The sequence below is a fragment of the Yimella sp. cx-51 genome, from assembly GCF_017654605.1.
GTDB lineage: Bacteria > Actinomycetota > Actinomycetes > Actinomycetales > Dermatophilaceae > Yimella.
This window is the reverse complement of sequence record NZ_CP072113.1, coordinates 152,404-176,420: the sequence shown is the minus strand read 5'-3', so window position 1 is coordinate 176,420 and position 24,017 is coordinate 152,404. Positions and strand designations below refer to the sequence as shown.

The following is a 24,017-nucleotide window of genomic DNA, read 5'->3' as shown; positions in this document are numbered from 1 at the left end:
ATGATTCAACGGTCGAACGCCGGAACCCCACAGCCCTGGGCTGACGTCTACCCTCACGAGCAGGCCACCGTCATCAGGGAGCAGGAAACATGTCGTACAACTGGGGGAAGCGCGCGCTGACAGCGACCGCGGTCATCGCACTCACCACGTCGGTGGCCGCCTGTAACGGCGACACAGCAACGACCAAGAAGTCGAGCACGTCAAGTTCGAGCACGAGCACGAACGGCAATGGCAACACCGGCACGTCCGGCACCTCGGCCACGCAGACCGGCAAGCTTTCGCCGACCGGCGCTGACCTCGCGAAGTACACCGGTCAGCAGGTGCAGTGGAGCAAGGACGAGTGCACGCCGGACGTCAAGAGCCTCACCTCGTTCAGCCTGCGTGACCTCGCGCCGATCAACGACCGCTCGGAGTGCGCCAAGATCAAGGCGCCCAAGGACTACGGCGACCCGAGCAAGGGCGAGATCGACCTCATGGTCACTCGCACCACGCCCGCCAAGGGTGAGAATCCTCGCGTCCTGATGACCAACCCGGGCGGTCCCGGTGGCCCGGCAGGCGCGTTCTCGGTGATCACCGCGGCGCTCTCGCCGCTGGGCACCACCCACACCGTGATCGGCGTCGACCCGCGCGGCGTCGGGGGTGGCACGCGCGTCACCTGCTCGATGTACGGCACCGACGCAGAGGACTACCGCAACCTTTCCGACAGCGACATCAAGGACCTCCAGGCCGCAGCGAAGAAGACCGTCGACCGCTGCGTCGCCAAGGAAGGCGACCTGCTGCCGTACATCACCACGGCCAACACCGCTCGCGACCACGAGTTGGTGCGTCAGATCCTGAAGGTGCCGACCGTCGACTACTACGGCGTGAGCGCCGGCACCTGGCTCGGGGCGTACTACGCGACGATGTTCCCGCAGCAGGTCGGACGCTTCGTGCTCGACAGCAACACCGAGTTCACCGGCACGATGCAGACCAGCTTTGGTAGCCAGCCGATGTCGTTCCAGCGGCGGTTCAAGGACCAGTTGCTGCCGTGGCTGGCCCGCCAGAACGCCACGTACGGTCTGGGCAGCACGGCCGACGAGGTCAACACCTCCTACGAAGACATCCGCAAGGCTTCGGGCGAGGGCAAGCTCGGCAAGTTCTACCCGATCGCGGTCGACAACATCGTGGCCCACACGCTTTACAGCGATCGCGGTTTCCAGAGCGCCGGCGCGTTGTTGAAGCTGCTGAAGCAGGCCAAGGACGGCGACTCCGCCGCGCTGCGTACCGCCGAGGGCGCGATCGGTGGATCGTCGGCCACCGCCCGTGAAGACTCCCGCAACCAGAACACCGTCTTCATGGCGATCCGCTGCAACGACACGTCCTGGAACAAGGACCCGCAGTCGTACGTCAGCTCCGCCAAGGAGAACGGCCCGAAGTATCCGCTCGTCGGCTGGTTCGATTACGCCAACGAGTGCGCCTACTGGCCCTACAAGCCCGTCGACATGAAGGTCGACACCTCCAAGGCACCGACGATGCTGTTGGTGCAGTCGGAGGCTGACCCGGCGACCGCTTTCGAGGGCGGCTGGAAGGCGCACAAGGCGTCGACCAACACCCGCTTCCTCTCCGCGGACGACCAGGGCAACCACGGTGTCGTGCTCGCCGGGGGCAACCTCTGCATCGAGCAGCAGGCCTACGGCTTCCTGCAGAACGGCAAGCTCAGCGACAAGGACGCCGTCTGCCCGGGCATCCCGCTGCCGAAGGAGAAGGACGTCCACTCGTTCGGCATCACGCCCGAAGGCGAGAAGCTGACCATGCCGGTCGACCCGACGCCGCAGTGGAAGAAGCTGCTGCTGGCCGCGCTCGGCGCGATCCTGGACGAACTGCTCGCACCGAAGAACACCGCACCCGGCAGCGAGTGAGCTGTTAGCAGTGATGGGTGGGCCGAAGATTCGGCCCGCCCATCGCTGTGTGCGGAGCCGCCTCGGTTATCCACAGCCGGCACGGCATGTGCACGTGAACGTCGAGCGCCCGCCTACTTTTCGTATGGCCGTTGGTTCACGAAGTGGAGGAGAAAGATGGCAAGAAACTCTCTGCCAAACGGATTGATGCAGGTGATGCACTAGCATGAGCATCATGCGCACCACGCTCTCCATCGACGACGAACTCCTCGCGCGGGCCCGCGAACGCGCCCGCGAGCGGGGCATCACGTTGGGTGCAGTTGTGGAGAATGCCCTCCGCCGCGACTTTGCGAGCGAGGTCCGGACCGACGCTCCTCCCCTTCCAGTCTTCACAAAGGGGAGCGGGCCCAAACCTGGAATTGATCTGACTTCTAATCGCGTCCTCCACGAGGTGCTCGACGAGGATCTGCCCCTCGATCGGCTGCGGTGACGTGCTCCTACTCGATGTGAACGTGGTGCTGGCAATGCACCGCCAGGACCACCCGCAGCATTCGCCGGTTCGCGCATGGTTCGACCAGGTCGTCGAAAATGGCGAAGATTTTGGCGTGCCGTTGACTGTGTGGGGCTCGTTCCTAAGAATCACGACCAACCGGCGAGTATTCAAAGTGCCAACCCCATTGCATGACGCCTTCACCTTTATCGACGCGCTCCGCGGCCAACCTGGGCACATCCAACTCGAGCCCGGCATTCGTCACCTTGTGCTGCTTCAGCGCATCGCCGAACGTTCAGACGCCTATGGTGACCTCGTTCCAGACGTCGTGCTGGCAGCCATCGCCGCGGAGGCTGGGGCAAAGGTGGCGTCGCTCGATCGCGACTTCGCTCGTATCGCAGACATTGAGGTCGTTCGACCAGTGCAGTGATCGATGCCCGACGTCTCGTGCCCCGGCAACCGAGTCGGCCCAGCTCCTACATCTGCTCAGGCGCTTGGATGCCCAACAGCTCCAGCCCCTGGACGAGGGTGTCGAGGGTGACCTTGCAGAGCGCCAAGCGCGAGTCGCGCACCGCGGCGTCCTCGGCCTTGAGCACCGGGCAGGCCTCGTAGAACGCCGTGAACGTCGTGGCCAGCTCGAACAGGTAGGTGGCCAGGCGGTGCGGTTCGAGGGTCTGGCCCACTTGGTTGACCACGGCACCGAACTCCAGCAGGCGCAGCGCGAGGGCGCGCTCGGCGGCTTCGGTCAGGACGATCGGGCCGTTGAACTCGACCGCGTCCGCGCGGCCAAGGATCGACCGGATGCGCGCGGTCGCGTACTGCAGGTAGGGGCCGGTGTTGCCCTGGAAGGCGACCATCCGGTCGAGGTCGAAGGTGTAGCCGGAGTCGTGGCTGACCGACAGGTCGGCGTACTTGATCGCGGCCACACCCACCTGGTGGGCAATGGTGGCGCGGGTCTGCTCATCGAGATCGGGCCGCGACTCGGCCACCACCGACGCAGCCCGCTCCAGGGCAGCGTCGACCAGCGACTGCAGCGACACCAGGTCGCCTGAGCGGGTCTTGAGGATCTTGCCGTCGGTGCCGACGACATTGCCGATCTGCACGTGGATGGGCGTGGTGCCCTGCACCCAACCCGCCTTGGCCGCGGCCTCCCACACCATGCGGAAGTGGAGGTTCTGCGGAGCACCCACGACGTACAGGGCACGGTCGGCCTTGAACTTCAATGACCGGCGACGAATGGTGGCGAGATCGGTGGTCGGGTAGCCGTAGCCGCCGTCCGACTTGCGAATGATCAGCGGCACCGGCTTGTCGTCGCGTCCGGTGTAGCCATCGAGGAAGATACAGAGGGCGCCGTCGCTCATGACGGCAATTCCCTTGTCCTCCAAGGTCTTGCAGACCTCGTCGAGCTCGTCGTTGTACGACGACTCCCCGGCGATGTCGGCATCAGTAAGCGTGATGTCGAGCTCATCGTAGACGCGGCGCAGGTAGCCCTTGGTGAGGTCGAGGATCTCGCCCCATAGGCGGAGGCTCTCCGGGTCGCCGCCCTGCAACGTGGCAACGCGGGCACGTGCACGAGTGGCGAACTCTTCGTCGGAGTCGAACTTCGCGCGGGCCGCCCGGTAGAACGCGTTCGGGTCGGTGGTGAGCAACTTGGCTTCGTCGCTACCCTCGCCCACCTCGAGCAGATGCTCGACGAGCATGCCGAACGCCGTGCCCCAATCGCCGAGGTGGTTCTGCCGAATCACCTTGTGTCCCAAGAACTCCAACGTGCGGGCGAGCGAGTCGCCGACGACCGTCGTCCGCAAGTGGGCGACGTGCATCTCCTTGGCCGCATTGGGCGAGGAGTAGTCGATGACGATCGTTTCCTGCGCGGGCAACTGGGTGCCGAGCTTTGCTTCGCCGAGCATGGACGCCGCCGCCTGCGCGATCCACTGCGAGCGCAGCGTGACGTTGAGGAACCCCGGGCCGGCGATCTCCACCGACTCGATGAGCTCAGGAGCATCGAGGTGATCGACGATCGACTGCGCCACATCGCGCGGCTTCTGGCCGACCTTCTTCGCCAGCGCCATCGCGGCGTTGACCTGCAGGTCGGCGTCCGTCTGCTTCTTGTTGGCCGGACGGATCACCGGGTCGCCGGTCGCATACTCAGCGCCCAGCGCGGCACCCATGGCCTGCTGGACGTGCGCGGTCAGAGCGTCAACGGGATCCACCATGCCGGCGATTCTATTTGGCCCGCCGGGGTGAGCCGCACCACGCGCTCGCGGGCGCCCTACAAGTACCCCAACTGGCGCGCAGGTGAACACCGGGAGTTACGCCGCCGAACCGCGACACACTCACGCGTATCCGAGCACCTTGCGGAACAATGAGGCCCGCCTGCTCCTGAAACGAAAGCGATGCTCCGGTGACTCTGCTGCGTGGCCATCTCGCACCCGCACCCCGCACCCTCGTCGACATCTTCACCGAGACGGTCACCGAGTGCCCCGAGGCGCCGGCGCTCGACAACGGCCGCACCGTGCTCACTTACGAAGAGCTTGCCGAGCAAGTGAGCGAGGTCGTTGGCGAACTCGCCTCCCACGGCATCGGACGCGGCGACCGGGTGGGCGTACGCATCAAATCGGGCACCACTGATCTGTACGTCGCGATTCTCGGCATCATCTCGGCCGGCTCGGCGTACGTGCCGGTCGACGCCGACGACCCGGACGAGCGGGCCCGCACCGTCTTCGGTGAGGCCGATGTCGCTGCGGTCTACGGCGACGACCTGGCCCTCGACCTCCGTGCCGCCGCGGGGCGAGAACCGATCGAGGCGCAGGAGCCGACGCCGGACGACGACGCCTGGATCATCTTCACCTCGGGTTCGACCGGCAAGCCCAAGGGCGTGGCGGTGACGCATCGCAACGCAGCGGCATTCGTCGACGCCGAGTCGCGGATGTTCTTGCAAGCAGACCCGATCGGTCCGGATGACCGCGTGATGGCCGGCCTGTCGGTCGCCTTCGACGCGTCGTGCGAGGAGATGTGGCTGGCGTGGCGATACGGCGCATGCCTGGTGCCGGCGCCGCGGTCGCTGGTGAGGTCGGGCATGGACCTCGGCCCGTGGCTGGTGGCCAACGACATCACCGTGGTCTCGACCGTCCCGACGCTGCTGGCGCTCTGGCCGTCCCAGGCGTTGGCGAAGGTGCGTCTGCTGATCCTGGGCGGCGAGGCCTGCCCGCCCGAACTCGGCACCCGCTATGCCACCGAGACCCGCGAGATCTGGAACACCTACGGCCCCACCGAGGCCACAGTCGTCGCGTGCGGTGCGCAACTCGGCGGCGATGGTCCGGTGCGCATTGGCCTGCCGCTGGACGGTTGGGATCTGGAAGTCGTTGACCCGCAGGGAAATCCGGTCGCCGAAGGCGAGACCGGCGAGCTGATCATCGGCGGAGTGGGCTTGGCCCGTTATCTCGACCCGGAGAAGGACGCCGAGAAGTACGCGCCAATGCCAACGCTCGGCTGGGAACGGGCGTACCGCTCGGGTGACCACGTGGTCAAGGACGCCGCCGGCCTCCTTTTCGCCGGCCGGGCCGACGATCAAGTCAAGCTCGGCGGACGCCGCATCGAACTCGGCGAGATCGACGCTGCGCTGACCGCCCTGCCCGGTGTGGCCGGCGGTGCCGCTGCCATCCGCGCAACGAGCACCGGCAACAAGATCCTGGTCGGTTACCTCACCACCCAGGACGGGTTCGACCTGTCGGCCGCGATGGAACAACTGCGCGCCGCACTCCCCGCGACGATGGTGCCCCGCTTGGCCGAGGTCGACACGCTGCCCACCCGCACGAGCGGCAAGATCGACCGTGACGCCCTCCCCTGGCCGGTGCCGACGCTACGTCCGGCCGGGCAGGAGTCGGTCGAGCTCGAAGGTACGGCCAAACAGGTGGCAGACCTGTGGCTCGACGTGCTCGGCGTCGTGGTCGCCGGACCCAAGGACGACTTCTTCGAAGCCGGTGGCGGCAGCCTCACCGCCGCGCAGATGGTGTCGCGGCTGCGTGAGATCCACCCCGAGGTAACGGTCGCCGACATCTACGAGTATCCGACCGTGGGCGCTCTTGCCACACAACTGGATTCGATGGCCGCTCCGGGCAACGTCCGGGAGCGCACTGTGCCCCCGACGCCGATGAAGACCCAGATCGGCCAACACGTCGGGCTCTTCGGCACGCGCGCGCTGGCCGGCATGCGGTGGGTGGCCTGGCTGCTGCTCGGCACCACACTGGGTGCGCCGCTGGTCGACCGCGACATGCCGACCGCTTCGTGGTGGGTGATCGCGCCAATGGTGCTGGTGTTCCTCACCCCGCCGGGACGAATCTTGTTGGCCACCGGCCTGATCCGCCTCACCCTGGCCGGTCTCAAGCCGGGCAACTATCCCCGCGGCGGCAAGATCCACATGCGTCTGTGGTTGGCGGAGAAGATCGCCGACGAGTCGGGCGCGACCCGTTTGTCGAGTGCGCCCTGGATGACGATGTACGCGCGACTGCTCGGCGCCAAGATCGGCCAGGACGCCGACCTGCACACCATCCCGCCGGTCACCGGGATGCTCACCGTCGGTCGCGACGCCGCCATCGAACCCGAGGTCGACCTGTCAGGCCACTGGCTGGACGGCGACCGTCTGCACATCGGTCACGTCACCATCCGCCGCGGCGCACGCGTCGGCACCCGCTCCACCCTCACTCCCGGATCGGTGGTCGGACGAGGCAGCGAGGTCGCGCCGGGTTCGGGTGTCTTCGGCGTCATCCCCGACGACGAGGCCTGGAGCGGTGCACCCGCCACCAAGCTCGCGAGCCTCAAGCCACGCGAGGTCGAGCGTCCACAGCACCGGCCTTTCTTCGCAGCCGCATACGGCCTGCTCGCCCTGCTGATCGCGGCGTTGCCGGTCATCGCCACGGTGGCGGCAATCTACGTGGGTTCGCTGGTGCTCGGTGATCGCTCCATCGCGGCGATGGCCGTGCCGACGGTGCTGGCCGGCGGATCTGTGGGAATCGTCGTACTGGTCGCGCTCATCTGGGTGCTCGGCCGCATGCTGCAAGCCGGCCTGACCGAGGGCGACCACCCCGTGCACAGCGGCCAGGCCCTGCGCGCCTGGGGCACGCTGCGGCTGATGGACGAGGCCCGTGGTTGGCTCTTCCCGCTCTACTCCAGCGCCCTCACCCCGGCCTGGTTGCGCTCCCTCGGGGCCACGATCGGCAAGGACGTCGAGGCGTCCACCGTGCTGATGATCCCGAAGCTGGTCTCGGTGGGCGAGGCGTCCTTCCTGGCTGACGACACACTCGTCGGACCCTACGAACTACGCGACGGACGCATGCGGGTCGAGCACACCAAGGTGGGCAAGCGGGCCTTCCTCGGCAACTCGGGCATGACCGCGCCTGGTCGCAAGGTGCCCAAGCGCGGCCTGGTGGCGGTCTTGTCAGCAGCGCCCGGCAAGGCCGAGAAGCCGAAGTCGGGTACGTCCTGGCTGGGCAGCCCGCCGGTCAAACTGCGCCGTGAATCAAGCAAGACCGACGACACCCGCACCTTCTCCCCGCCCCGCAAGCTGCGCATCGCCCGCGGCCTGGTGGAGCTGTGCCGCATCGTCCCGGTGATGCTCGCCTTCGGGCTCTGTGTGGCCGTTGCGGCGCTGCTCCTGGAAGTGCAGCAGCGCTGGGGCGTGCTCGTCCTGCTGCTGGCCGTCGGGCCGGTGCTCATGGTCGGCGGCGCGATCGCGTCCGGCCTGGCCACCCTGAGCAAGTGGGTGCTGGTGGGCCGCATCCGCCAAGGTGAGCACCCGCTGTGGAGTTCGTTCGTCTGGCGCAACGAGCTGGCCGACACCTTCGTGGAGATGCTCGCCGCTCCCTGGCTGGCACGGTCGGCGTCCGGCACACCCGTCCTCAACATCTGGCTGCGCAGCATGGGCGCCAAGATCGGCCGCGGCGTCTGGTGCGAGACCTACTGGCTGCCAGAAGCCGACCTGATCGACCTGCGCGACGGGGCGTCCATCGGGCGCGGCTGCGTCGTGCAGACCCATCTCTTCCACGACCGGGTGCTGTCGATGGACGCCGTCACCCTCCGCTCAGGCGCCACGCTCGGCCCACACAGCGTCATCCTTCCCGCCGCAACCCTGGGTCGATCAAGTACCGTCGGCCCGGTGTCGTTGGTGATGAGAGGCGAGTCGGTGCCCGACAAGACGCGCTGGTTGGGCAACCCGATCGGTCCGTGGATGGAGCAGGACTCGTGAGCCCGCATCGCACGCCGGTCGACCCCTACCTGCCCGGGCACGGCGACGCCTCCTACGAGGTGCAGCACTACGACCTCGACCTCGACTACGCGCTGGAGAACAACATCCTCTCCGGGCGCGCGACGCTGCAGATCCGCGCGCTGAAGAGGCTGTCGGAGGTCACTCTCGACCTGCATCACCTCAAAGTGGTCAAGGTGACGGGCCCGAAGATCAGCAAGTACGAGCACCGCAATGGCCGACTGCGCATCAAGCTGGCCAAGGAACTGGACGAAGGCGACCGCGCCTCCCTCACTGTCACCTATCGCGGCGTCCCCAAGCCGGTGAGGGACGAGGTCGGCGACGCCGGTTGGGAAGAACTCACCGACGGCGTGATCGTCGCCGCTCAACCCGGTGGCGCGCCGAGCTGGTTCCCGTGCAACGACCGCACCTCCGACAAGGCCACTTACAGCTTCAAGATCGCCACCAACCCCGACTACTTGGTGGTCTGCAACGGCATCCGCACCGGCACGCGGCGACGGGCCGGACGCGTGGAGTGGACCTACGAGCAGCGCCAACCGATGGCCACTTACCTGGCGACGGTGCAGATCGGACGGTACGTCGAGATCCCGATCGCCGCCGACATTCCGATGAGCGCGGCCATCCCGCCGAGCCGGCGCCGGTCGTACGACAACGCGTTCGCCGACCAGGGCGCGATGTTCGAATTCTTCACCCGCACGTTCGGCCCCTACCCCTTCGACGTCTACCGCGTCGTGATCACCGACGAGGCCCTGGAGATCCCGCTCGAGGCGCAGTCGCTGTCGATCTTCGGCACCAATTTCCTCAACCGGCAATGGGATTCGCAGCGTCTCATCGCGCACGAGCTCTCGCACCAGTGGTTCGGCAACGCCGTCACGATGGAGACCCTGCAGGACATCTGGCTGCACGAAGGCTTCGCCTGTTACAGCGAGTGGTTGTGGTCGCAGGAGTCGGGCGGACCAAGCACGGCCGAGAAGGCCGCGCACCACCACGCGGCCCTGCTGCGCAAGCCGCAGAACCTCGTCCTGGGCAGCCCGGGCATCGCCGAGGTTTTCGACGACCGCGTCTACAAGCGCGGCGCGCTCACGGTGCATGCGGTTCGCTGCCGCCTCGGCGATGAGGCTTTCTTCGACCTGCTGCGTGCGTGGATCGCCGAGCACAACGGCGAGAACGTCACCACCGCCGATTTTGTCGCGTTCACCCAGGCTCACACCGGAGTCGCGATCGACGACCTGATCGATGCCTGGGTCTACCGCACCGAGTTGCCGGAGCTGCCAGTCACTGCGGCGTAGAGCGGCTGCGCACCAGCTTCAGCACGCCGGCCAGGACGAGGTAGGTCACAGTCGACAGGAGCGCGATGGACCACCAACCCAGGTCGAACACGAAGCCACTCGCGACCGCGACGATCATCGTCACGATCATCACCCAGTCGGGTTCCAGCGACCAGTTCTTCTGTCGTACCAGCCTGCTGTCGTCCATATTCACCCCTGAGAACAACGCTATCCGGCGCCCTTCACGACCATACCATAAGGTCGGGGAAAACGAACAAGGAGTTGCGATGCCCCGCTCTTACAGCGCCCTCTACATCGACGCCGGATACCTGCTGGCTGCTGCCGCGACCCGCGTCTCGGGTAGTTCGTTGCGGGCCGGCGTGGTGGTCGACCACCAGCGGCTGATCGAGAAGCTCGTGGCCCAGGTGGAGGAGAAGAGCCGGTTACCGCTGTTGCGGGTCAATTGGTACGACTCCGGCGGCCGTCCGGGCGGCAACCCCGATGAACAGCAAGAACGCATCGGCATGCTGCCCCGCGTCAAACTCCGGCTCGGACGCCTGTCGTACGGCGGCGAGCAGAAGGGCGTCGACCTGCGCATCGGTCTCGACCTCGCCACGCACAGCCGTAACCGGATCGTCGACATCGTCTACCTGCTCAGCGGCGACGACGACCTCACCGAGGCGGTCGAGGAGGCGCAGCACCTCGGCGCGCAGGTGATCGTGCTGGCCGTGCCCGACAAGGAAGACAAGCCCAACGGCGTCTCCAAGCACCTGTGGCGCGAGGCCGACGATGTCGCGCTCGTCGACCCGAAGATCATCGACGACACCGTCTTCGTCCGGACGGCTCCGGCACCCGCCCCCTCGACTGAGCCGGTCGTGGAGGAAGCGAAGTCCGATGTGCCACAGGAAGTTCCGTCGGATGCGCCGAAGTTCAGCCCGGCCAACATGCCGGCCAAGAAGGTCGACCGTCCGGCGCCGACGGCCGTCCCCATCGACTACTCCTCGATCGACCCCGCCCTGCTGGTGACCGCCGAGGAGGAGCAGGCGATCACCGCGGTTGCCGAGGCAGTTACCTCGTCCTGGATGCGCTCGGCCTCCCCCGCCGACCGCGAGCGCCTGCTGGCCCGCAAGCCGTCGATCCCGCCCGAGCTCGACCGTGCGATGCTGGTCGACCTGTCCAGCAAGCTGGGCGCCTACGAGATCGGCGAGCCGGCCCGTTTCAGGTTGCGGACGAAGTTCTGGGAAGCGGCCGAAGCCCTGCACGGCTGATCCTCCAACCGCCGACAGACAGCCGGTGACGGAGGTTCGCTCACCGCGAGAGCTTCACGCCTCTGGTGGAAGAGCTGGTCACTTGGGTGTATCGGCGGGAGTTGGGTGTTCCAGCGTGAGTTGGGTGTTCCAGCGAGAGCCCTACCTCCCGCTGCGACACCCAACTCGCGTTTTCACACCCAACTCGCGCTGCCTACTGCCCCGCTGGATGAGCCGAGCAGCTGAGGAACGAAGCCGCTCGCGTCGAAACCTGGTGCGACTCCCGCAGAATCCGCCGACTACCTGTACTGACCCGCCAGGTTGGGTACGCGGTCGGCGGGTGAGTCGCCTTTGAGGGCGGTGTGGCCGCGGTCGTGATTGTAGGTGTGCAGGAATGCCGGGAACGCGGCGACGCGTTCGGTCTCGCTGGCGTACGGGCGGGCGTAGGCCCATTCCTCTTGCAGGGTGCGGTTGAACCGTTCGACCTTGCCGTTGGTCTGTGGCCGGTACGGCTTGGTCCGTTTGTGCTTGATGGCGTTGTCTGCCAACAGTTTCCCGAACACGTTCGAGCGGTAGCAGGCCCCGTTGTCCGTCATCACCCGGGTCGTGATGATCCCGATCGAGGCGAAGTGCGCCAGTGCCCGGGACATGAACTGGGTCGCGGTCTCCTTCTTCTCGTCGGCCAGGATCTCGGAGTAGACGTAGCGGGAGTGGTCGTCTACCGCGTGGTGCAAGAACGCGTACCCCAGGTTGGGGCGCCCGTGGACGGTGCGTGGCCGGTCGGCCTCGCGGTGCGCACTGGAGTTACGACCGCCGATTGATCGGCCGTGGATCCGGTGCCCGCCACCATCGGGGATCCGGCCGAGTTTCTTGACATCGACATGGACCAGGTCTCCCGGCGCGTCCCGCTCGTACCGCACGACTTGACGGCGTCGAGCCCTCACCGGGACCCCCGTTGCGGGATCGGTCCACGACAGTCGCAGGCACCCGTACCGGGTCAGGATCCGCTGCACCGTGGCCGGGTTCATCCCCAGGTGGTACGCGATCCTCGCCGGTCCCCAGCGCCGCGCGACCCGCATCCCGACCACCCGCCGTTCCCGACGCCGTACCGTCCGGTGCGGGCACGAGACCGGCCGACTGGACCGGTCGCTCATCCCGGCCGGCCCCTGCTCCCGGTACCGGTCGGACCACCGCTTCGCGGTCGTGACCGACACGTTGAACCGGTCCGCTGCCCGCCGTAGCGGCCATCCGTCCTCAACGACGCACCGAGCCAGCAACAGTCGACCGCGCGGCGTCAGCAGCGCGTTAGCGTGGGACATGAAGACCTCCGTGGTGAGGGGTGTGTTCCTAGACAGCTCCACACCTCACTCGGAGGTCTTCCTCATGTCACGCCGACAAGCCGAGCCCGTACCTAACGTCCCGGGTCAGTACAACTAGCACTCCACCTCGGCGCCGAGCACCCTGCGGTTGCAGACGAGCAGAGCAGCGACACCAAACGTCACGACGACAGCAGCATCGCCCTCACGCAATCCAACAAAAGACCGCTCGCCCCTCACGGGCCGTGAGGGGCGAGCGGCGGAATGCTGATCAGTCCTGCGAGGCGGCTTCGTCGAAAGCCTTGGCGACGCGGCGGTGCGCCTCCCAGATCTCCTCGGGCAGACGCTCGAAGGCCTTGAGGTGCTCCTCGCGGTAGCCCATCTCCTCCTGCCAGCGCGGGATGTCGATGGAGAGCACCTTGTCGAGGTCGGCCTGCGGGAGGTCAAGCCCCTCGAGGTCGAGCTCCTCTTCCTTGGGGATGATGCCGGCCGGCGTCTGCACGCCTTCGACCTCACCGTCCTTGAGGGCCATCAGCCACAGCAGCGGACGGAGGTTCTCGCGGTAGCCGGGCCACAGGTAGTGTCCGTCCTGCTCGCTGCGCTGGAACCAGTTGACGTGCGCGAAGATCGGCTTGTCCTTCACGGCGCCGACGATGTCGAGCCAATGCTGGGCGTAGTCGCCTTCGCCGTACGACATGAACGGACGCATCGACATCGGGTCGTACCGAAGCACGCCCTCCTTGCCGTCAGCCGCAGCAGTTGCCTCGGCCCCGAGGGTGAGGCCGTCGTACACGCCCTCGGCGAGATCGTCGATCGCGCGGATCAGCGGCTCACGGTCGCGGGTGCGTCCGCCGAAGATGATGCCGTCGATGGCGACACCCTTGGGGTCTTCGTAGTCGTCGGCGACATTCGGCACGTTGGCCAGCGTCGTGGTGAAGCGGCTGTTCGGGTGCGCCCAGGGGGCGTCCTTCTCGGCGTCAGCACGCTCGGAGATGAGCTGGCCGCGCCAGTCACGCCAGCCGTCCTCGTCCGCGGGGCGGCTGGGGGTCTTGCCTTCCCACCACACCTCGTGGGTCTTCTCGTTGTAAGCGATGTTGGTGAAGATCGAACCGGTGCCGGGAGCGATCGAGGCGAGCGCCGTCGGGTTGGTCACCTCGTTGGTGTCCTTGGCGACACCGAACGCGCCGTACTCGGGGTTCATGCCGTAGAGCTTGCCGTCGTCGCCCACCCACAGCCACGCGATGTCGTCGCCGTAGAAGGAGACCTCGTAGCGGTCGCCCATCGCGTCCGGCGGCAGCATCATCGCCAGGTTGGTCTTGCCCGAGGCGCTCGGGAAGCCACCGCAGATGTGGTACTCCTTGCCGGTCTTCTTGTCCTTGATACCAATGAGCATGAACTGCTCCGACAGGAAGTCCTTGGAGGCCCAACCGTCGTAGGCCGCCAGGCGCAGGCCATGGGCGATCTTGCCCAGCAGCGCGTTGCCGCCGTAGGACGAACCGAAGTGCAGGATGGTGCGCTCGTCAGCGACCGTGACGAAGTAGCGCTGATCGTCCGGGGTGCCCTGGCCGAGGTTTTCCAAGTCGCCGGTGACGTGCACTGCGCGCACGAAGTGGTCGGGCTCGGCGAGTTCGTTGATGAACTTCGCGCCCACCCGGGCCATGCGGATCATGTGCAGGACGACGGTGCGCGAATCGGTGAGCTCGACGCCGGCGGCGTACTTCTCCAACGGGGCACCCTGCGGCGACATGAGATAGGGGACGACGTACATCGTCTTGCCCTTGGATGCGCCGGTCATGCGCTCGACCATCATCGGCTTCATCTCCGAAGCGGGGCGCCAGTTGTTGTAGACGCCCTTGTCACTCTCGGTGTTGGTCGCGACGATCGTGCGCTCCTCGGAGCGCGCGGTGTCCTTCTCGTAGCTTCGCGAGTAGTAGAGACCCTCTCCAGCCGGCTGCAGTTCGCCGGCGTCCAGGCATTCCTGGATCAGTCGGGCGTCATCCTCTGCACCCACGACTTCAACCCGGTCTGCGCCGGTGATCTCGGCCCAGTGCTCGACGTACTCACGCACGTGGGGGTTCGTCAGGCCACCGGCCTCCAGCGCCGCCGCCACATCAACCATCGGTTCAGTCCTCTCGGTGGGTGCGAGGACATGACGCCGCCGGGACGCCATCGTCCTGCTACTACTCTGCCTAGTACTCAGCGTACTCGGTGGTGGCCACCAGAATCCCACGCCCCGACCCTTGGGTTGACATGACCCCCACTTTGCTAGCCCAAGAATGGACTTGACAATTGGCTAGTAAATAGTTCAATCAAGTGTTCAACTTCTACCTTCTTGGCGATTTGGCCAACTGCTGGAGCCGTCGGCTCTCGCCAGGCACTTTCCCTGTCGAGCCTGTCTTCAGTCGACCGAACTTGCCGCGCGTCCGATCAACTGACGTCCGCGCGGCAGTGCATCGACGTACCCGGCGAGCTCAATGCTGCAGATCGGCGATTCGGTCGACGACGCGGTCGCGCAGCGTCCAGGGATCGATGGTGTTGACGAATACACCTGTGCCACCTTCGAACCCGGCCGGGGTGTTGATGCGCCACTTGATAACAGCGCGCAGCGGCGCGCTGACACCGGTCAGGCCGGGAGGCTGGTGATGCCACTCCTCGTTGGTCGGCACCAGCGGTCCGGTGGCTGCGTGGACGGTTCGCACCAGCGCTGACCAGTCGCGCACGACCTCAGGAGCTAGCTCCCAGGGCACCCCGTCGACCTTGGTGTAGACGTCGATGCCCGGGTAACGGTGGCCGATGCCGGCGAACGCGATCGCGTGCTCGTTCTCGGCGATCACCAGGCCGTGCCGGCGGGCAAGCTCGGGCCCGAGGCGGCGATAGATGTCGGGTTCTTTGCGTAGCTTCTTCAGTTCGCGCTGCATCCGCCGGCTCAACCTGTCGATGGCCACGGCCTGCTTGTGCAGATGCTCGAACGATGCGCCGGCCGGCGCGAGCCAATTCTGGAAGATCGACACGTACCGCGCGTGAGGGTTGTCGGCGTACAGCTGTTGCGCGGTTGCGATCGTCGCCCGCACGAAGGCCTCGTGCTCGGCCACGCTCAGCGTGCCGGACGACGCGAGTTGGTCAGTACGCGTCGCGCCGTCAACGAAGTGCCGTCGGGCGATGATCACGTCGTGACAACCGGCGAAGAAACCCCGCGACTGGGCCGTGACGACGCCTTCGCTCAGTTCCAGATCAAGCCCCTGTGCACGTAGCCTCGCCTGCACCATGTCGCTGACGTGTCGGCGTCCCAATTCGGTTGACAGGTAATGCTCTTCGCGCCGGAGTGCTTCGCGTCCACCGGTGTAGCCGTAGTTCAGGTTCCAGTAGTCGTAGGAGAGGATCTCGAAGAGATTCGGCACTCGGCGGAAGTCAGCGGACGCCGCAACCACCTCGTCCACGGTGAGCCCGTGGTGTTCCCGCAATCCGTTGTCTGACAGCGTCCAGCGGGCCCGCTCGGGCGTGGTTTCCAGGTAGCGCTGCTCGCAGAATGCGCAGCGGTGGCGCAGCTCGTGCTCGGTGAGCGAATGCACGTCCCGCACCACATTCGGCAGTGGGCGATTGCCGCGCCCTGGCACAGTCCAGACCTCGGTGCCGGAGAAGGGATTGATCTGCTTGACGGTGCCATCGGGCAGTCGCAGCAATGGCTCCATGCCGTTCAGCCTAGAGACCTCGCCCTGCGTCAACCGCCACCGCAGTAGTCAGTCGGGTGCAACCCACTGGGGTGACAGTGCCGGACCCTAGGCTCGGGTCATGGCACTCACCCTGGGATACAAGGCGTCCGCCGAGCAGTTCGGTCCGCGCGAACTCGTCGACATCTCCGTGGCTGCCGAGCAGCACGGCATGCAGTCGGTGTGGGTCAGCGACCACTTCCAGCCGTGGCGGCACGACGGCGGGCACGCACCGTTCTCCATCGCGTGGATGTCAGCGGTCGGTGCGCTCACCAGCGACATCACGATCGGCACGTCCGTGCTGACGCCCACCTTCCGCTACAACCCGGCCGTGTTGGCGCAGGCGTTCGCGACCATGGGCTGCCTCTACCCCGACCGCGTCGTGCTGGGCGTCGGCACCGGCGAGGCGCTGAACGAGATCGCCACTGGCTTCACCGGCGAGTGGCCGCCCTTCAAGGAGCGGTTCGCTCGGCTGCGCGAATCGGTACGCCTGATGCGGCAACTCTGGAAAGGCGACGAGGTCACCTTCGAGGGCGATTACTACCGCACCCAGGACGCCTCGATCTACGACGTACCCGACGGTGGTGTGCCGGTCTACGTCGCCGCCGGCGGACCGACCGTCGCGAAGTACGCCGGACGCATGGGAGACGGTTTCATCTGCACCTCGGGCAAGGGCATGTCGCTCTACACCGACGAGCTGTTGCCGGCGGTGCGCGAAGGCGCCGAGCTCGGCAAGCGGTCGTACGACAAGCTCGCCAAGATGATCGAGATCAAGCTCTCGTACGACACCGACCCGGCGAAAGCGCTTGAGAACACACGCTTCTGGGCGCCGCTGTCATTGTCGCCGGAGCAGAAGCACAGCGTCGACTCGCCCCGGGAGATGGAGCGCCTGGCCGATGAGTTGCCGATCGAGCAGGTGGCCAAGCGGTGGATCGTCGCCTCGACCCCCGACGAGGTGATCGAGCAGGTGAAGCCCTACGTGGACGCCGGTTTCGACCACTTGGTCTTCCACGCACCCGGGCACGACCAGCGCCGATTCCTGGAGCAGTTCGAGCGCGACCTCGTCGACCCGCTGCGTTCCATCTGACCGTTTGATCGTCGGCCGCAGGTTCCTCAGCCGATTCGATGGCGTGCTCGTCGACCCAGGACGCGCTATGTGATCGCCTGCTCCACCAGCATCGCCGAGGCGATCACGGTCAGCACGACAGCCAGGCAGTTGGTCAGCACCTTCGGGTCGAGGCGTGCGGTGATCCGCGAGCCGAACGCACCCCCGATCGACGCCGTGAGGCCGAAGGCGACGATCACCGGCCAGTCGACACCGTCGGTGTGACCAAGCCGGAACACCAGTGCCACAAAGGAATTGAGCGCGATCACCAGCAGTGACGTGCCCACCGCGTCCGCGGCACTGAAACCGAGCACCAGGATCAGCGCCGGCACGACCACGAATCCGCCGCCCACCCCGAAAAATCCCGTAAGCAGGCCGGCAAGCGCCGCGACGGCGATCACCATCCAGCCCGGACGTCGACGGTCGGCTTCGACCCCCGCCGTGTTGACCAGAGCCGCCGACGCCAGGAGCAGCAGCACGGCGAAGGAAACCGTTGCAGCCCAGTCGGATACGAGCCCGGCGGCCTGAGCACCGACGACGGCCGTGATTGCACCGATCGCGGAGAAGGTCAGGCCGTCCTTCCACCGCACACGTCCGCCCCGGTCGTGCTGCACGACCCCGACGATCGACGAAACACCGACGATGATCAGCGATCCGATCGCTGCGGCCCTCGGGCTCTGACCCAGTAAATACATGAGCGCCGGGATGGTCAGGATCGACCCGCCGGCGCCCACCGCGCCCGTCACGATGCCGACGACGAGACCGAGCACCGACGCGAGTGCCAGGTCCATCCGTCGTCCCTCCCTCAGCCGGTCGCGCCCACCATAGGGGGCAGCCCGCTCGACCCTCCCGCCCCGGCACAAACCGGACGCATATCGCACGCCTACCGGTCGGTAGCGTGCGATATGCGTCCGGTTTGTGGGTTCGGGAGGCTCCGGCAGCGCCAGACTTCTTCTGCGGAGGCACGGACGCCGCTACCCTGGGAAGCACGCGTCCGCGCGTACCGCTCCGCTGCCAGGCCGGTCGGAGCCACATCACACTGCCGCCGATGCCAGGCCGATCGGCTGGAGAGATCTGTCATGCCTGTTGAGATCAGCCAGGATCGCATTGCCGAACTGACCGAGATCGAGTCGAAGAAGCTCGACGCGAAGACCCAGAAGTCCAAGGAGATGTACAAGCGCGCCCAGGTGCACTTGTCCGGCGGTGTCGCCTCCTCCTACCAGCTGCGCGACCCGTGGCCCATCTACATCGAGAAGGGCGACGGCCCCAAGGTGTGGGACGTCGACGGCAACGAGATGTGGGACTTCCACAACGGCTTCGGTTCGATGGTTCAGGGTCACGCCAACCCGATCATCGGCAAGGCCATCGCCGACCGCTACCCGCTCGGCACCCACTTCGCCGCCCCCACCGAGGACGCCATCGTCGTCGGTGACGAGTTGGCCCGCCGCTGGAACCTCCCCAAGTGGCGCTACACCAACTCCGGCTCCGAGTCGACGATGGACGCCATCCGCATCGCCCGCGCCTACACCGGCCGCGACACCGTGATGAAGATCTTCGGCTCCTACCACGGCCACCACGACACCGTCATGGTCTCGATCGGTGTGCCCTACGGCGAGATCGGCGACAAGGACAACCTGAAGTCGCTGCCCTACGGCGCCGGCATCCCCGAGGCCACCGTTGAGATGACCGTCGCGGTGCCGTTCAACGACGCCGAGGCGATGGAGCGCCGCATCGTTGCGCTCGACAAGGAGGGCCGCAAGCCCGCCGTCGTCATCATGGAAGCCGCGATGATGAACCTCGGTGTCGTGCTGCCCGAGCCCGGCTACCTCGAGGCCGTGCGCGAGATCACCAAGAAGCACGGCATCGTGCTGATCTTCGATGAGGTCAAGACCGGTCTGCAGGTGGCTGCCGGTGGCGCCACCGAGAAGTTCGGCGTGCTGCCCGACATGGTCACCCTCGCCAAGGGCCTGGGCGCCGGTATGCCGACGGGTGCCATCGGTGGCTCCGAAGAGGTCATGTCGGTCGTCGAGGACGGCTCGGTCTACCAGGTCGGCACCTACAACGGAAACCCGCTGGGCGTGGCCGCGATGCGCGCCAACCTGCTCGACGTGCTCACCCCGGACGCCTACAAGCACCTCGCGCACCTCAACGACCGCATCGTGGGTGGCTGCCAGGGCGTGGTCGACAAGTACGACCTGCCGGGCTACGCCGTCGGCATCGGCTCCAAGGGCTGCGTCACCTTCTCCCCCGAGAAGGTCGTCGACTACGCCTCGTACAAGGCCCACCAGAACGGCCCGCTGGCCGACCTCGCGTGGCTCTACAACATGAACCGCGGCATCTTCATGACGCCGGGTCGTGAAGAGGAGTGGACGCTGTCGATCACGCACACCGATGGCGCCGTCGACGCGTTCGTGTCGGTCTTCGACGAGATGGCTCGCGACCTCACCGTCGGCTGACCAACACTCGTCAGGAGCGCGCCCCGCAACCGGTTCGGTTGCGGGGCGCGCTGCGTCCAGCAGGAAAGACAACGTGTGCTCCGGCTCACACTTGGACGCTTGTTCCATTATGGTTTCCTGCACGTCGACCAGGCCCTCCCCAGGGCCCGCCGCCGGCCGGAGGAAGCCATGGCCCGAACCGTCCGCACCACCGTTGCGCTCGCCCTGCCCGTCGCACTCGCGGCGACTGCGCTCTCCTACTCCGCCCCTGAGGCGAAGGCCGACACGCCGGCGTTCCTGGTCGGCACCGGCCAGCACGACATCACCGGTGCGGTGGCCGAAACCGGCACCTTCGGCTTCGTCGCCAACCAGGACGTCGAGGGCCTGCACCAGCGGCTCTACTCGCACGCGTATGTCATCGCCGACCCCGCAACGGGCAAGCGCATCGTCTATGTGAGCGCCGACACCGCCACGATCTTCCCGGCGCACAAAGCAGCCGTCATCCAGGCGCTGACTGCGAAGTACGGAAACAAATACACCGACGCCAACGTCATGCTGACCGGCACGCACACCCACGTCGGCAACTCCGGCATGTCGCAGGACATGCTTTACCAGATCGCCGGCAACGACACCTCCGCGTACGGCTGGGACAAGCGCAACTTCCAGGCCGTCGTGGGCGGCATCGTCCGCTCGATCGAGCAGGCCGACGCGCGCGTGGCTCCGGCCAACCTGTCGCTGGCCAATGGCGATCTCCTCGGCGCCACCCCCAACCGCTCACTGGACGTCGACTGGCGCATTCGCACCGGGACGCCCGCCGGCACCTACCGCCTGCAGCAGCTCGGCGACTGGAAGAGCGGCTGGACCGGCAAGGTCAGCCCGTACGTCGGCACGTCCGCACCGTTCACGGTGAGCTGACGGACGACCGCCACCGATGTGCGAGGGCTGTGTCCCATTGCTCGGGGTATACCGCGAGCAAAGGGACACAGCCCAAGCGTTTGCCCAGGAAGGCGGTCAGTCGGCGGAGGGGCGGGCCTAGGGACGGCCCGGCCACAGGGTCGGCCGAACCCGATTTTCTTCGCGACTCAGCGCGAATCCAGCTCTGCGACAAGCTTCTTGGTCGCATTGTTGCGATACGACATGTCGATCAACTCAGCCACTTCGGCCCAGTCGACCCCGCGGGCGTCGTCGTCGGCGAAGTGGTGCGGCTCTGCGGCCCGAGGTGGTGGGCCAGATCGAGAGCGAGCCACCCACGGTGCCCGATGTAACCGGGCACGTGGAAGCGGTCGTCCCGCAACAGCACCTCGCGCTCGTCCTCATCGGGCAGGAACCACAGCGCGCGAGCGATCAGGTCGCTGTCGTGCGAACCCTTCACGTGCGCATGCCAGCCGGCGAAGGTCTTGGTGGTGAACCAATTGGGACAACCGTGCGAGATCCGCTCCTTCGCCGACGGCAACTCCAGCGCAATCTGCCGGACGTGCGCCAACAGGACGTCGCGGTCGTCGTACCGGTCGGGGTGCGCCATGACGCCGGTGTCAGTCAGTCGGCGGCCGGACGCGCCGCGCCGTACACCAGCGGGATGTACTCGGGGTGCTTGGTGATCCAGTGCTTCACGTACGAGCACTGCGGCATCACCTCGCGGGTGCCGTCCTCGCGTGCTGCGTCGAGCGCTGCCCGCACGAGCGTGCCGGCCACGCCCTTGCCCTCGAACTCCGGCTGCACGACCGTGTGGGTGAAGACGATCAGCTCTTCGGTCTTGATGTAGTCGGCGTATCCGATCACCTGCTCATCGACCAGCGCTTCCCAACGCTTCTGCTCGGCGCTGTCGCGGACGGTGATGTCGAGCGTCTCACTCATGTTGCGTAAAGCTCCTTCGTGATTGACCTGTCTCCACGCTAAGGGTGACTCGCCGGTAGTGAAGGGTCGACGGTCATTCGCCGACCCTTCACCACCTGACGCACCGGGAGACTCAGACGGTCGAGACGCCGAACGCCTCGGCCTGCTTGAGGTAGACCTCGGCATCCTCGTACCGGCCTTGGCGGTAGAGCGAGCGACCGAGGACGACCAGCGCGTAGGCGTCCGTCGGGTTGTGCTCGATCATCGTCCGGGCGGTCTGCTCGGCCTTGGTCAGCTGGGCGGAGTGGTAGAGCGCGCGCAGGTAGAGCTCTTGGGCCTCGCCCTGGCCGTGACCCTCACCGGAGGCCAGCACGCCCTCCAACTCCCGGGCAGCGGGGGCGTACTTGCGCTCCTCGAACAACCGGCGTGCGTACTCGTAGCGCTCGAACTCGATCATTGTCCTGCTCCCTTCTGAGCAAGTGTGGCCAATGGATGTCTGTAGGTGTTGTGTTTCCAGTCTGCGCCGAACGCGGTAGCTGTTTGCAGGTGCGGTAGCTGCACCGAGCGCACCTACAACAGCCGCTGCGTTTGCGCAGTTGTGGCTGGTTCAGCCGGCGTTGGCGAGCACCTGGTCGAACGGGGTGAAGTTGGCGAACTCGTCGACCTTCGGCTTACGGATGCTGCTGCCGCCCAACACGGCGGCCAGCTCGCCGACGGAGCGATCGATCCGGCCGGCCAGCGCGGCCGTGCCCTCACCACCGAAGTCGGCGGTGCCGGCATAGATGCCGGTCGGCAGCACGAAGGCGCCCAGGTAGGCGAACAACGGCCGCAGTGCGTGGTCGAGCACGAGCGAGTGACGCTCGGAGCCACCGGTCGCAGCGACCAGCACCGGCGTCCCGCGCAGTGCGTCGACGTCGATCAGGTCGACGAACGACTTGAACAATCCGCTGTAGGACGCCTGGAAGGTCGGGGTCACGACGATGACGGCGTCGGCGGCGGCCACCTGGTCGAGTGCCTCACGCAGTTCGCCAGTGGCGAAGCCGGTAAGCAACGCGTCCATCATCGCGTGGGCGTGGTCGCGCACCTCGATGTGGTGCACCTCGACCTCACCCATTCCGGCGCGCACCGCGTCGGTCAGCTGGTCGGCGAGCAGTCGCGTCGAGGACGGCGAGCGCAGTCCGGCGCTGATGACGGTGACGGTGGTCATGACGTTTCCTTCTTCCTTCATTTCCTTCGTGCGGGCGGGCCCGCAGTAGATGAGAACGGTTATCGCCGATCCGGCATTCCCATCTACTGCGGGAAGGGACTCACAGGACGTTGGCGTCCTCGGCGCGAGTGCCGGTCCACTGGTCGGTGGCGGGCGTCGCGACGTCCTCCTTGGAGGTGCCGTCTTCCTGAGCTGCGGCCAGGCGTGCGGCATGCGTCGGTGCGTCCGGCACGTGCGCGGGCTTGAGCGCGGCGAACTCCTTGCGCAGCACCGGCACGACTTCCTCGCCGAGCAGGTCGAGCTGCTCAAGCACCGTCTTCAGCGGCAGGCCGGCGTGGTCGAGCAGGAACATCTGACGCTGGTAGTCGCCGACGTACTCCCGGAAACCGAGGGTGCGCTCGATGACCTCCTGCGGCGAACCGACCGTGAGCGGCGTCTCGCGCATGAAGCTCTCCATCGACGGGCCGCCGCCGTAGACCGGGGCGTTGTCGAAGTAGGGCCGGAACTCGCGAATGGCGTCCTGGCTGTTCTTGCGCATGAAGACCTGTCCGCCGAGGCCGACGATCGCCTGGTCGGCGCTGCCGTGGCCGTAGTGCTCGAACCGCTGCCGGTAGAGCTGCACCATTTGCTGGGTGTGGCTCTTCGGCCAGAAGATGTGGTTGGCGAAGTAACCGTCCCCGTAGTATGCGGCCTGCTCGGCCACCTCAGGGCTGCGGATCGACCCGTGCCACACGAACGGCGCAATGCCGTCGAGCGGACGCGGCGTCGAGGTGAAGCCCTGCAACGGCGTACGGTGCTTGCCCTGCCAGTTGACGACGTTCTCGTCCCACAGCTTGCGCAGCAGGGCGTAGTTCGCCACGGCGAGCTCGATGCCGTCGCGGATGTCCTTGCCGAACCACGGGTAGACCGGGCCGGTGTTGCCACGACCCAACATCAGGTCGAGACGGCCATCGGCGAGATGCTGCGCGTAGGCGTAGTCCTCGGCGATGCGCACCGGGTCGTTCGTCGTGATCAGCGTCGTCGACGTGGTCAGGATGATCCGCTCGGTCTGCGCCGCGAGGTTGGCCATCAGGACGGCCGGGTTGGCCGGCGCCACGAACGGCGGGTTGTGGTGCTCACCGGTGGCGAACACGTCCAGACCCACTTCTTCGGCCTTCTTCGCGATCGCGACGGTCGCCTTGATCCGCTCGTTCTCGGTGGGGGTGCGGCCGGTGATCGGGTCGGTGGTCATGTCACCGACGGTGAAGATTCCGAACTGCATGACTGACTCCTC

At 66.6% G+C, this 24,017-nt stretch carries 20 protein-coding genes; 9 read left to right on the top strand and 11 right to left on the bottom strand.

What is annotated here, in order from left to right:
* Positions 1 to 89: 89 nt before the first annotated feature.
* The 3 genes from J5M86_RS00825 to J5M86_RS00815 all read left to right on the top strand — a co-directional run bounded on the left by J5M86_RS00825 (position 90) and on the right by J5M86_RS00815 (position 2,797).
* Entirely contained in the window at positions 90 to 1,898 is a 1,809-nt protein-coding gene (locus J5M86_RS00825) for an alpha/beta fold hydrolase (protein WP_188060007.1), read from the top strand.
* 214 nt (positions 1,899 to 2,112) lie between these two features.
* A complete protein-coding gene (locus tag J5M86_RS00820; RefSeq protein WP_188060008.1) occupies positions 2,113 to 2,367 on the top strand; it encodes a type II toxin-antitoxin system VapB family antitoxin in 255 nt (84 codons plus the stop codon).
* 16 nt (positions 2,368 to 2,383) lie between these two features.
* Complete coding sequence (locus tag J5M86_RS00815; protein WP_208965069.1) at positions 2,384 to 2,797, top strand: TA system VapC family ribonuclease toxin; 414 nt, start codon at positions 2,384 to 2,386, stop codon at positions 2,795 to 2,797.
* A gap of 46 nt (positions 2,798 to 2,843) precedes the next feature.
* Here the strand turns inward: J5M86_RS00815 and argS are convergent, their stop codons facing one another.
* Positions 2,844 to 4,580, bottom strand: a complete 1,737-nt coding sequence (argS, locus tag J5M86_RS00810; RefSeq protein WP_188060010.1) for an arginine--tRNA ligase — start codon at positions 4,578 to 4,580, stop codon at positions 2,844 to 2,846.
* Between the two features lie 188 nt (positions 4,581 to 4,768).
* Between argS and J5M86_RS00805 the strand changes: the two genes are divergently transcribed.
* Both J5M86_RS00805 and J5M86_RS00800 read left to right on the top strand, forming a co-directional pair.
* Entirely contained in the window at positions 4,769 to 8,608 is a 3,840-nt protein-coding gene (locus J5M86_RS00805) for a Pls/PosA family non-ribosomal peptide synthetase (RefSeq protein WP_188060011.1), read from the top strand.
* Positions 8,605 to 9,915: a M1 family metallopeptidase gene (locus J5M86_RS00800; RefSeq protein ID WP_188060012.1), complete on the top strand. Its 1,311-nt coding sequence runs from the start codon at positions 8,605 to 8,607 to the stop codon at positions 9,913 to 9,915. Before J5M86_RS00805 ends, J5M86_RS00800 begins: the two co-directional genes overlap by 4 nt.
* Here J5M86_RS00800 and J5M86_RS00795 read toward each other — a convergent pair.
* Positions 9,902 to 10,102, bottom strand: coding sequence for a hypothetical protein (locus J5M86_RS00795; protein ID WP_188060013.1), 201 nt, complete (start codon positions 10,100 to 10,102; stop codon positions 9,902 to 9,904). The genes J5M86_RS00800 and J5M86_RS00795 overlap by 14 nt on opposite strands.
* A gap of 79 nt (positions 10,103 to 10,181) precedes the next feature.
* Here J5M86_RS00795 and J5M86_RS00790 point away from each other — a divergent pair, with 79 nt between their 5' ends.
* A complete protein-coding gene (locus J5M86_RS00790) occupies positions 10,182 to 11,162 on the top strand; it encodes an NYN domain-containing protein (RefSeq protein WP_188060014.1) in 981 nt (326 codons plus the stop codon).
* 278 nt (positions 11,163 to 11,440) lie between these two features.
* On the opposite strand, the gene J5M86_RS00785 is transcribed toward J5M86_RS00790, so the two are convergent.
* The 3 genes from J5M86_RS00785 to J5M86_RS00775 form a co-directional block, all read right to left on the bottom strand.
* Positions 11,441 to 12,460 (bottom strand): IS481 family transposase, encoded by a 1,020-nt coding sequence (locus J5M86_RS00785; protein ID WP_208965068.1) that lies wholly within the window; start codon positions 12,458 to 12,460, stop codon positions 11,441 to 11,443.
* 268 nt (positions 12,461 to 12,728) lie between these two features.
* Positions 12,729 to 14,576 (bottom strand): phosphoenolpyruvate carboxykinase (GTP), encoded by a 1,848-nt coding sequence (locus J5M86_RS00780; RefSeq protein ID WP_188061675.1) that lies wholly within the window; start codon positions 14,574 to 14,576, stop codon positions 12,729 to 12,731.
* A 352-nt stretch (positions 14,577 to 14,928) separates the two neighbouring features.
* Positions 14,929 to 16,146, bottom strand: a complete 1,218-nt coding sequence (locus J5M86_RS00775; RefSeq protein ID WP_188061676.1) for a DUF4921 family protein — start codon at positions 16,144 to 16,146, stop codon at positions 14,929 to 14,931.
* 100 nt (positions 16,147 to 16,246) lie between these two features.
* Here J5M86_RS00775 and fgd point away from each other — a divergent pair, with 100 nt between their 5' ends.
* Positions 16,247 to 17,251 (top strand): glucose-6-phosphate dehydrogenase (coenzyme-F420), encoded by a 1,005-nt coding sequence (gene fgd / locus J5M86_RS00770; protein WP_188061677.1) that lies wholly within the window; start codon positions 16,247 to 16,249, stop codon positions 17,249 to 17,251.
* 65 nt (positions 17,252 to 17,316) lie between these two features.
* Here fgd and J5M86_RS00765 read toward each other — a convergent pair whose 3' ends face one another.
* Positions 17,317 to 18,060 (bottom strand): sulfite exporter TauE/SafE family protein, encoded by a 744-nt coding sequence (locus J5M86_RS00765; protein ID WP_188061678.1) that lies wholly within the window; start codon positions 18,058 to 18,060, stop codon positions 17,317 to 17,319.
* 288 nt (positions 18,061 to 18,348) lie between these two features.
* On the opposite strand from J5M86_RS00765, the gene J5M86_RS00760 reads away from it, so the two are divergent.
* Positions 18,349 to 19,725 carry an aspartate aminotransferase family protein gene (locus tag J5M86_RS00760; protein WP_188061679.1) on the top strand — a complete coding sequence of 459 codons (1,377 nt, stop codon included), beginning with the start codon at positions 18,349 to 18,351 and terminating at the stop codon, positions 19,723 to 19,725.
* A 99-nt stretch (positions 19,726 to 19,824) separates the two neighbouring features.
* Positions 19,825 to 20,619 (top strand): neutral/alkaline non-lysosomal ceramidase N-terminal domain-containing protein, encoded by a 795-nt coding sequence (locus J5M86_RS00755; protein WP_188061680.1) that lies wholly within the window; start codon positions 19,825 to 19,827, stop codon positions 20,617 to 20,619.
* 229 nt (positions 20,620 to 20,848) lie between these two features.
* Here the strand turns inward: J5M86_RS00755 and J5M86_RS00750 are convergent, their stop codons facing one another.
* The 5 genes from J5M86_RS00750 to J5M86_RS00730 form a co-directional block, all read right to left on the bottom strand.
* Positions 20,849 to 21,226 (bottom strand): MmcQ/YjbR family DNA-binding protein, encoded by a 378-nt coding sequence (locus J5M86_RS00750; RefSeq protein WP_244328404.1) that lies wholly within the window; start codon positions 21,224 to 21,226, stop codon positions 20,849 to 20,851.
* A gap of 14 nt (positions 21,227 to 21,240) precedes the next feature.
* Positions 21,241 to 21,558, bottom strand: a complete 318-nt coding sequence (locus J5M86_RS00745; RefSeq protein WP_188061681.1) for a GNAT family N-acetyltransferase — start codon at positions 21,556 to 21,558, stop codon at positions 21,241 to 21,243.
* 112 nt (positions 21,559 to 21,670) lie between these two features.
* On the bottom strand, positions 21,671 to 21,994 hold the full coding sequence (locus tag J5M86_RS00740; RefSeq protein WP_188061682.1) for a tetratricopeptide repeat protein: 324 nt from the start codon (positions 21,992 to 21,994) through the stop codon (positions 21,671 to 21,673).
* 150 nt (positions 21,995 to 22,144) lie between these two features.
* Positions 22,145 to 22,744 carry a CE1759 family FMN reductase gene (locus J5M86_RS00735; protein ID WP_188061683.1) on the bottom strand — a complete coding sequence of 200 codons (600 nt, stop codon included), beginning with the start codon at positions 22,742 to 22,744 and terminating at the stop codon, positions 22,145 to 22,147.
* 100 nt (positions 22,745 to 22,844) lie between these two features.
* The gene (locus tag J5M86_RS00730; protein WP_188061684.1) at positions 22,845 to 24,005 is read right to left on the bottom strand and encodes an LLM class flavin-dependent oxidoreductase; all 1,161 of its coding nucleotides are present in this window, start codon (positions 24,003 to 24,005) and stop codon (positions 22,845 to 22,847) included.
* Between the last annotated feature and the right edge of the window lie 12 nt (positions 24,006 to 24,017).

What these genes read in the sequence shown, in the direction of transcription:
- J5M86_RS00825 (WP_188060007.1), top strand. Translation starts at nt 90, where the DNA reads ATGTCGTACAACTGGGGGAAGCGCGCGCTGACAGCGACCGCGGTCATC.
- J5M86_RS00820 (WP_188060008.1), top strand. Translation starts at nt 2,113, where the DNA reads ATGCGCACCACGCTCTCCATCGACGACGAACTCCTCGCGCGGGCCCGC.
- argS (WP_188060010.1), bottom strand. Translation starts at nt 4,580, where the DNA reads ATGGTGGATCCCGTTGACGCTCTGACCGCGCACGTCCAGCAGGCCATG.
- J5M86_RS00795 (WP_188060013.1), bottom strand. Translation starts at nt 10,102, where the DNA reads ATGGACGACAGCAGGCTGGTACGACAGAAGAACTGGTCGCTGGAACCC.
- J5M86_RS00790 (WP_188060014.1), top strand. Translation starts at nt 10,182, where the DNA reads ATGCCCCGCTCTTACAGCGCCCTCTACATCGACGCCGGATACCTGCTG.
- J5M86_RS00785 (WP_208965068.1), bottom strand. Translation starts at nt 12,460, where the DNA reads ATGTCCCACGCTAACGCGCTGCTGACGCCGCGCGGTCGACTGTTGCTG.
- J5M86_RS00780 (WP_188061675.1), bottom strand. Translation starts at nt 14,576, where the DNA reads ATGGTTGATGTGGCGGCGGCGCTGGAGGCCGGTGGCCTGACGAACCCC.
- J5M86_RS00775 (WP_188061676.1), bottom strand. Translation starts at nt 16,146, where the DNA reads ATGGAGCCATTGCTGCGACTGCCCGATGGCACCGTCAAGCAGATCAAT.
- fgd (WP_188061677.1), top strand. Translation starts at nt 16,247, where the DNA reads ATGGCACTCACCCTGGGATACAAGGCGTCCGCCGAGCAGTTCGGTCCG.
- J5M86_RS00765 (WP_188061678.1), bottom strand. Translation starts at nt 18,060, where the DNA reads ATGGACCTGGCACTCGCGTCGGTGCTCGGTCTCGTCGTCGGCATCGTG.
- J5M86_RS00760 (WP_188061679.1), top strand. Translation starts at nt 18,349, where the DNA reads ATGCCTGTTGAGATCAGCCAGGATCGCATTGCCGAACTGACCGAGATC.
- J5M86_RS00750 (WP_244328404.1), bottom strand. Translation starts at nt 21,226, where the DNA reads ATGGCGCACCCCGACCGGTACGACGACCGCGACGTCCTGTTGGCGCAC.
- J5M86_RS00745 (WP_188061681.1), bottom strand. Translation starts at nt 21,558, where the DNA reads ATGAGTGAGACGCTCGACATCACCGTCCGCGACAGCGCCGAGCAGAAG.
- J5M86_RS00740 (WP_188061682.1), bottom strand. Translation starts at nt 21,994, where the DNA reads ATGATCGAGTTCGAGCGCTACGAGTACGCACGCCGGTTGTTCGAGGAG.
- J5M86_RS00735 (WP_188061683.1), bottom strand. Translation starts at nt 22,744, where the DNA reads ATGACCACCGTCACCGTCATCAGCGCCGGACTGCGCTCGCCGTCCTCG.
- J5M86_RS00730 (WP_188061684.1), bottom strand. Translation starts at nt 24,005, where the DNA reads ATGCAGTTCGGAATCTTCACCGTCGGTGACATGACCACCGACCCGATC.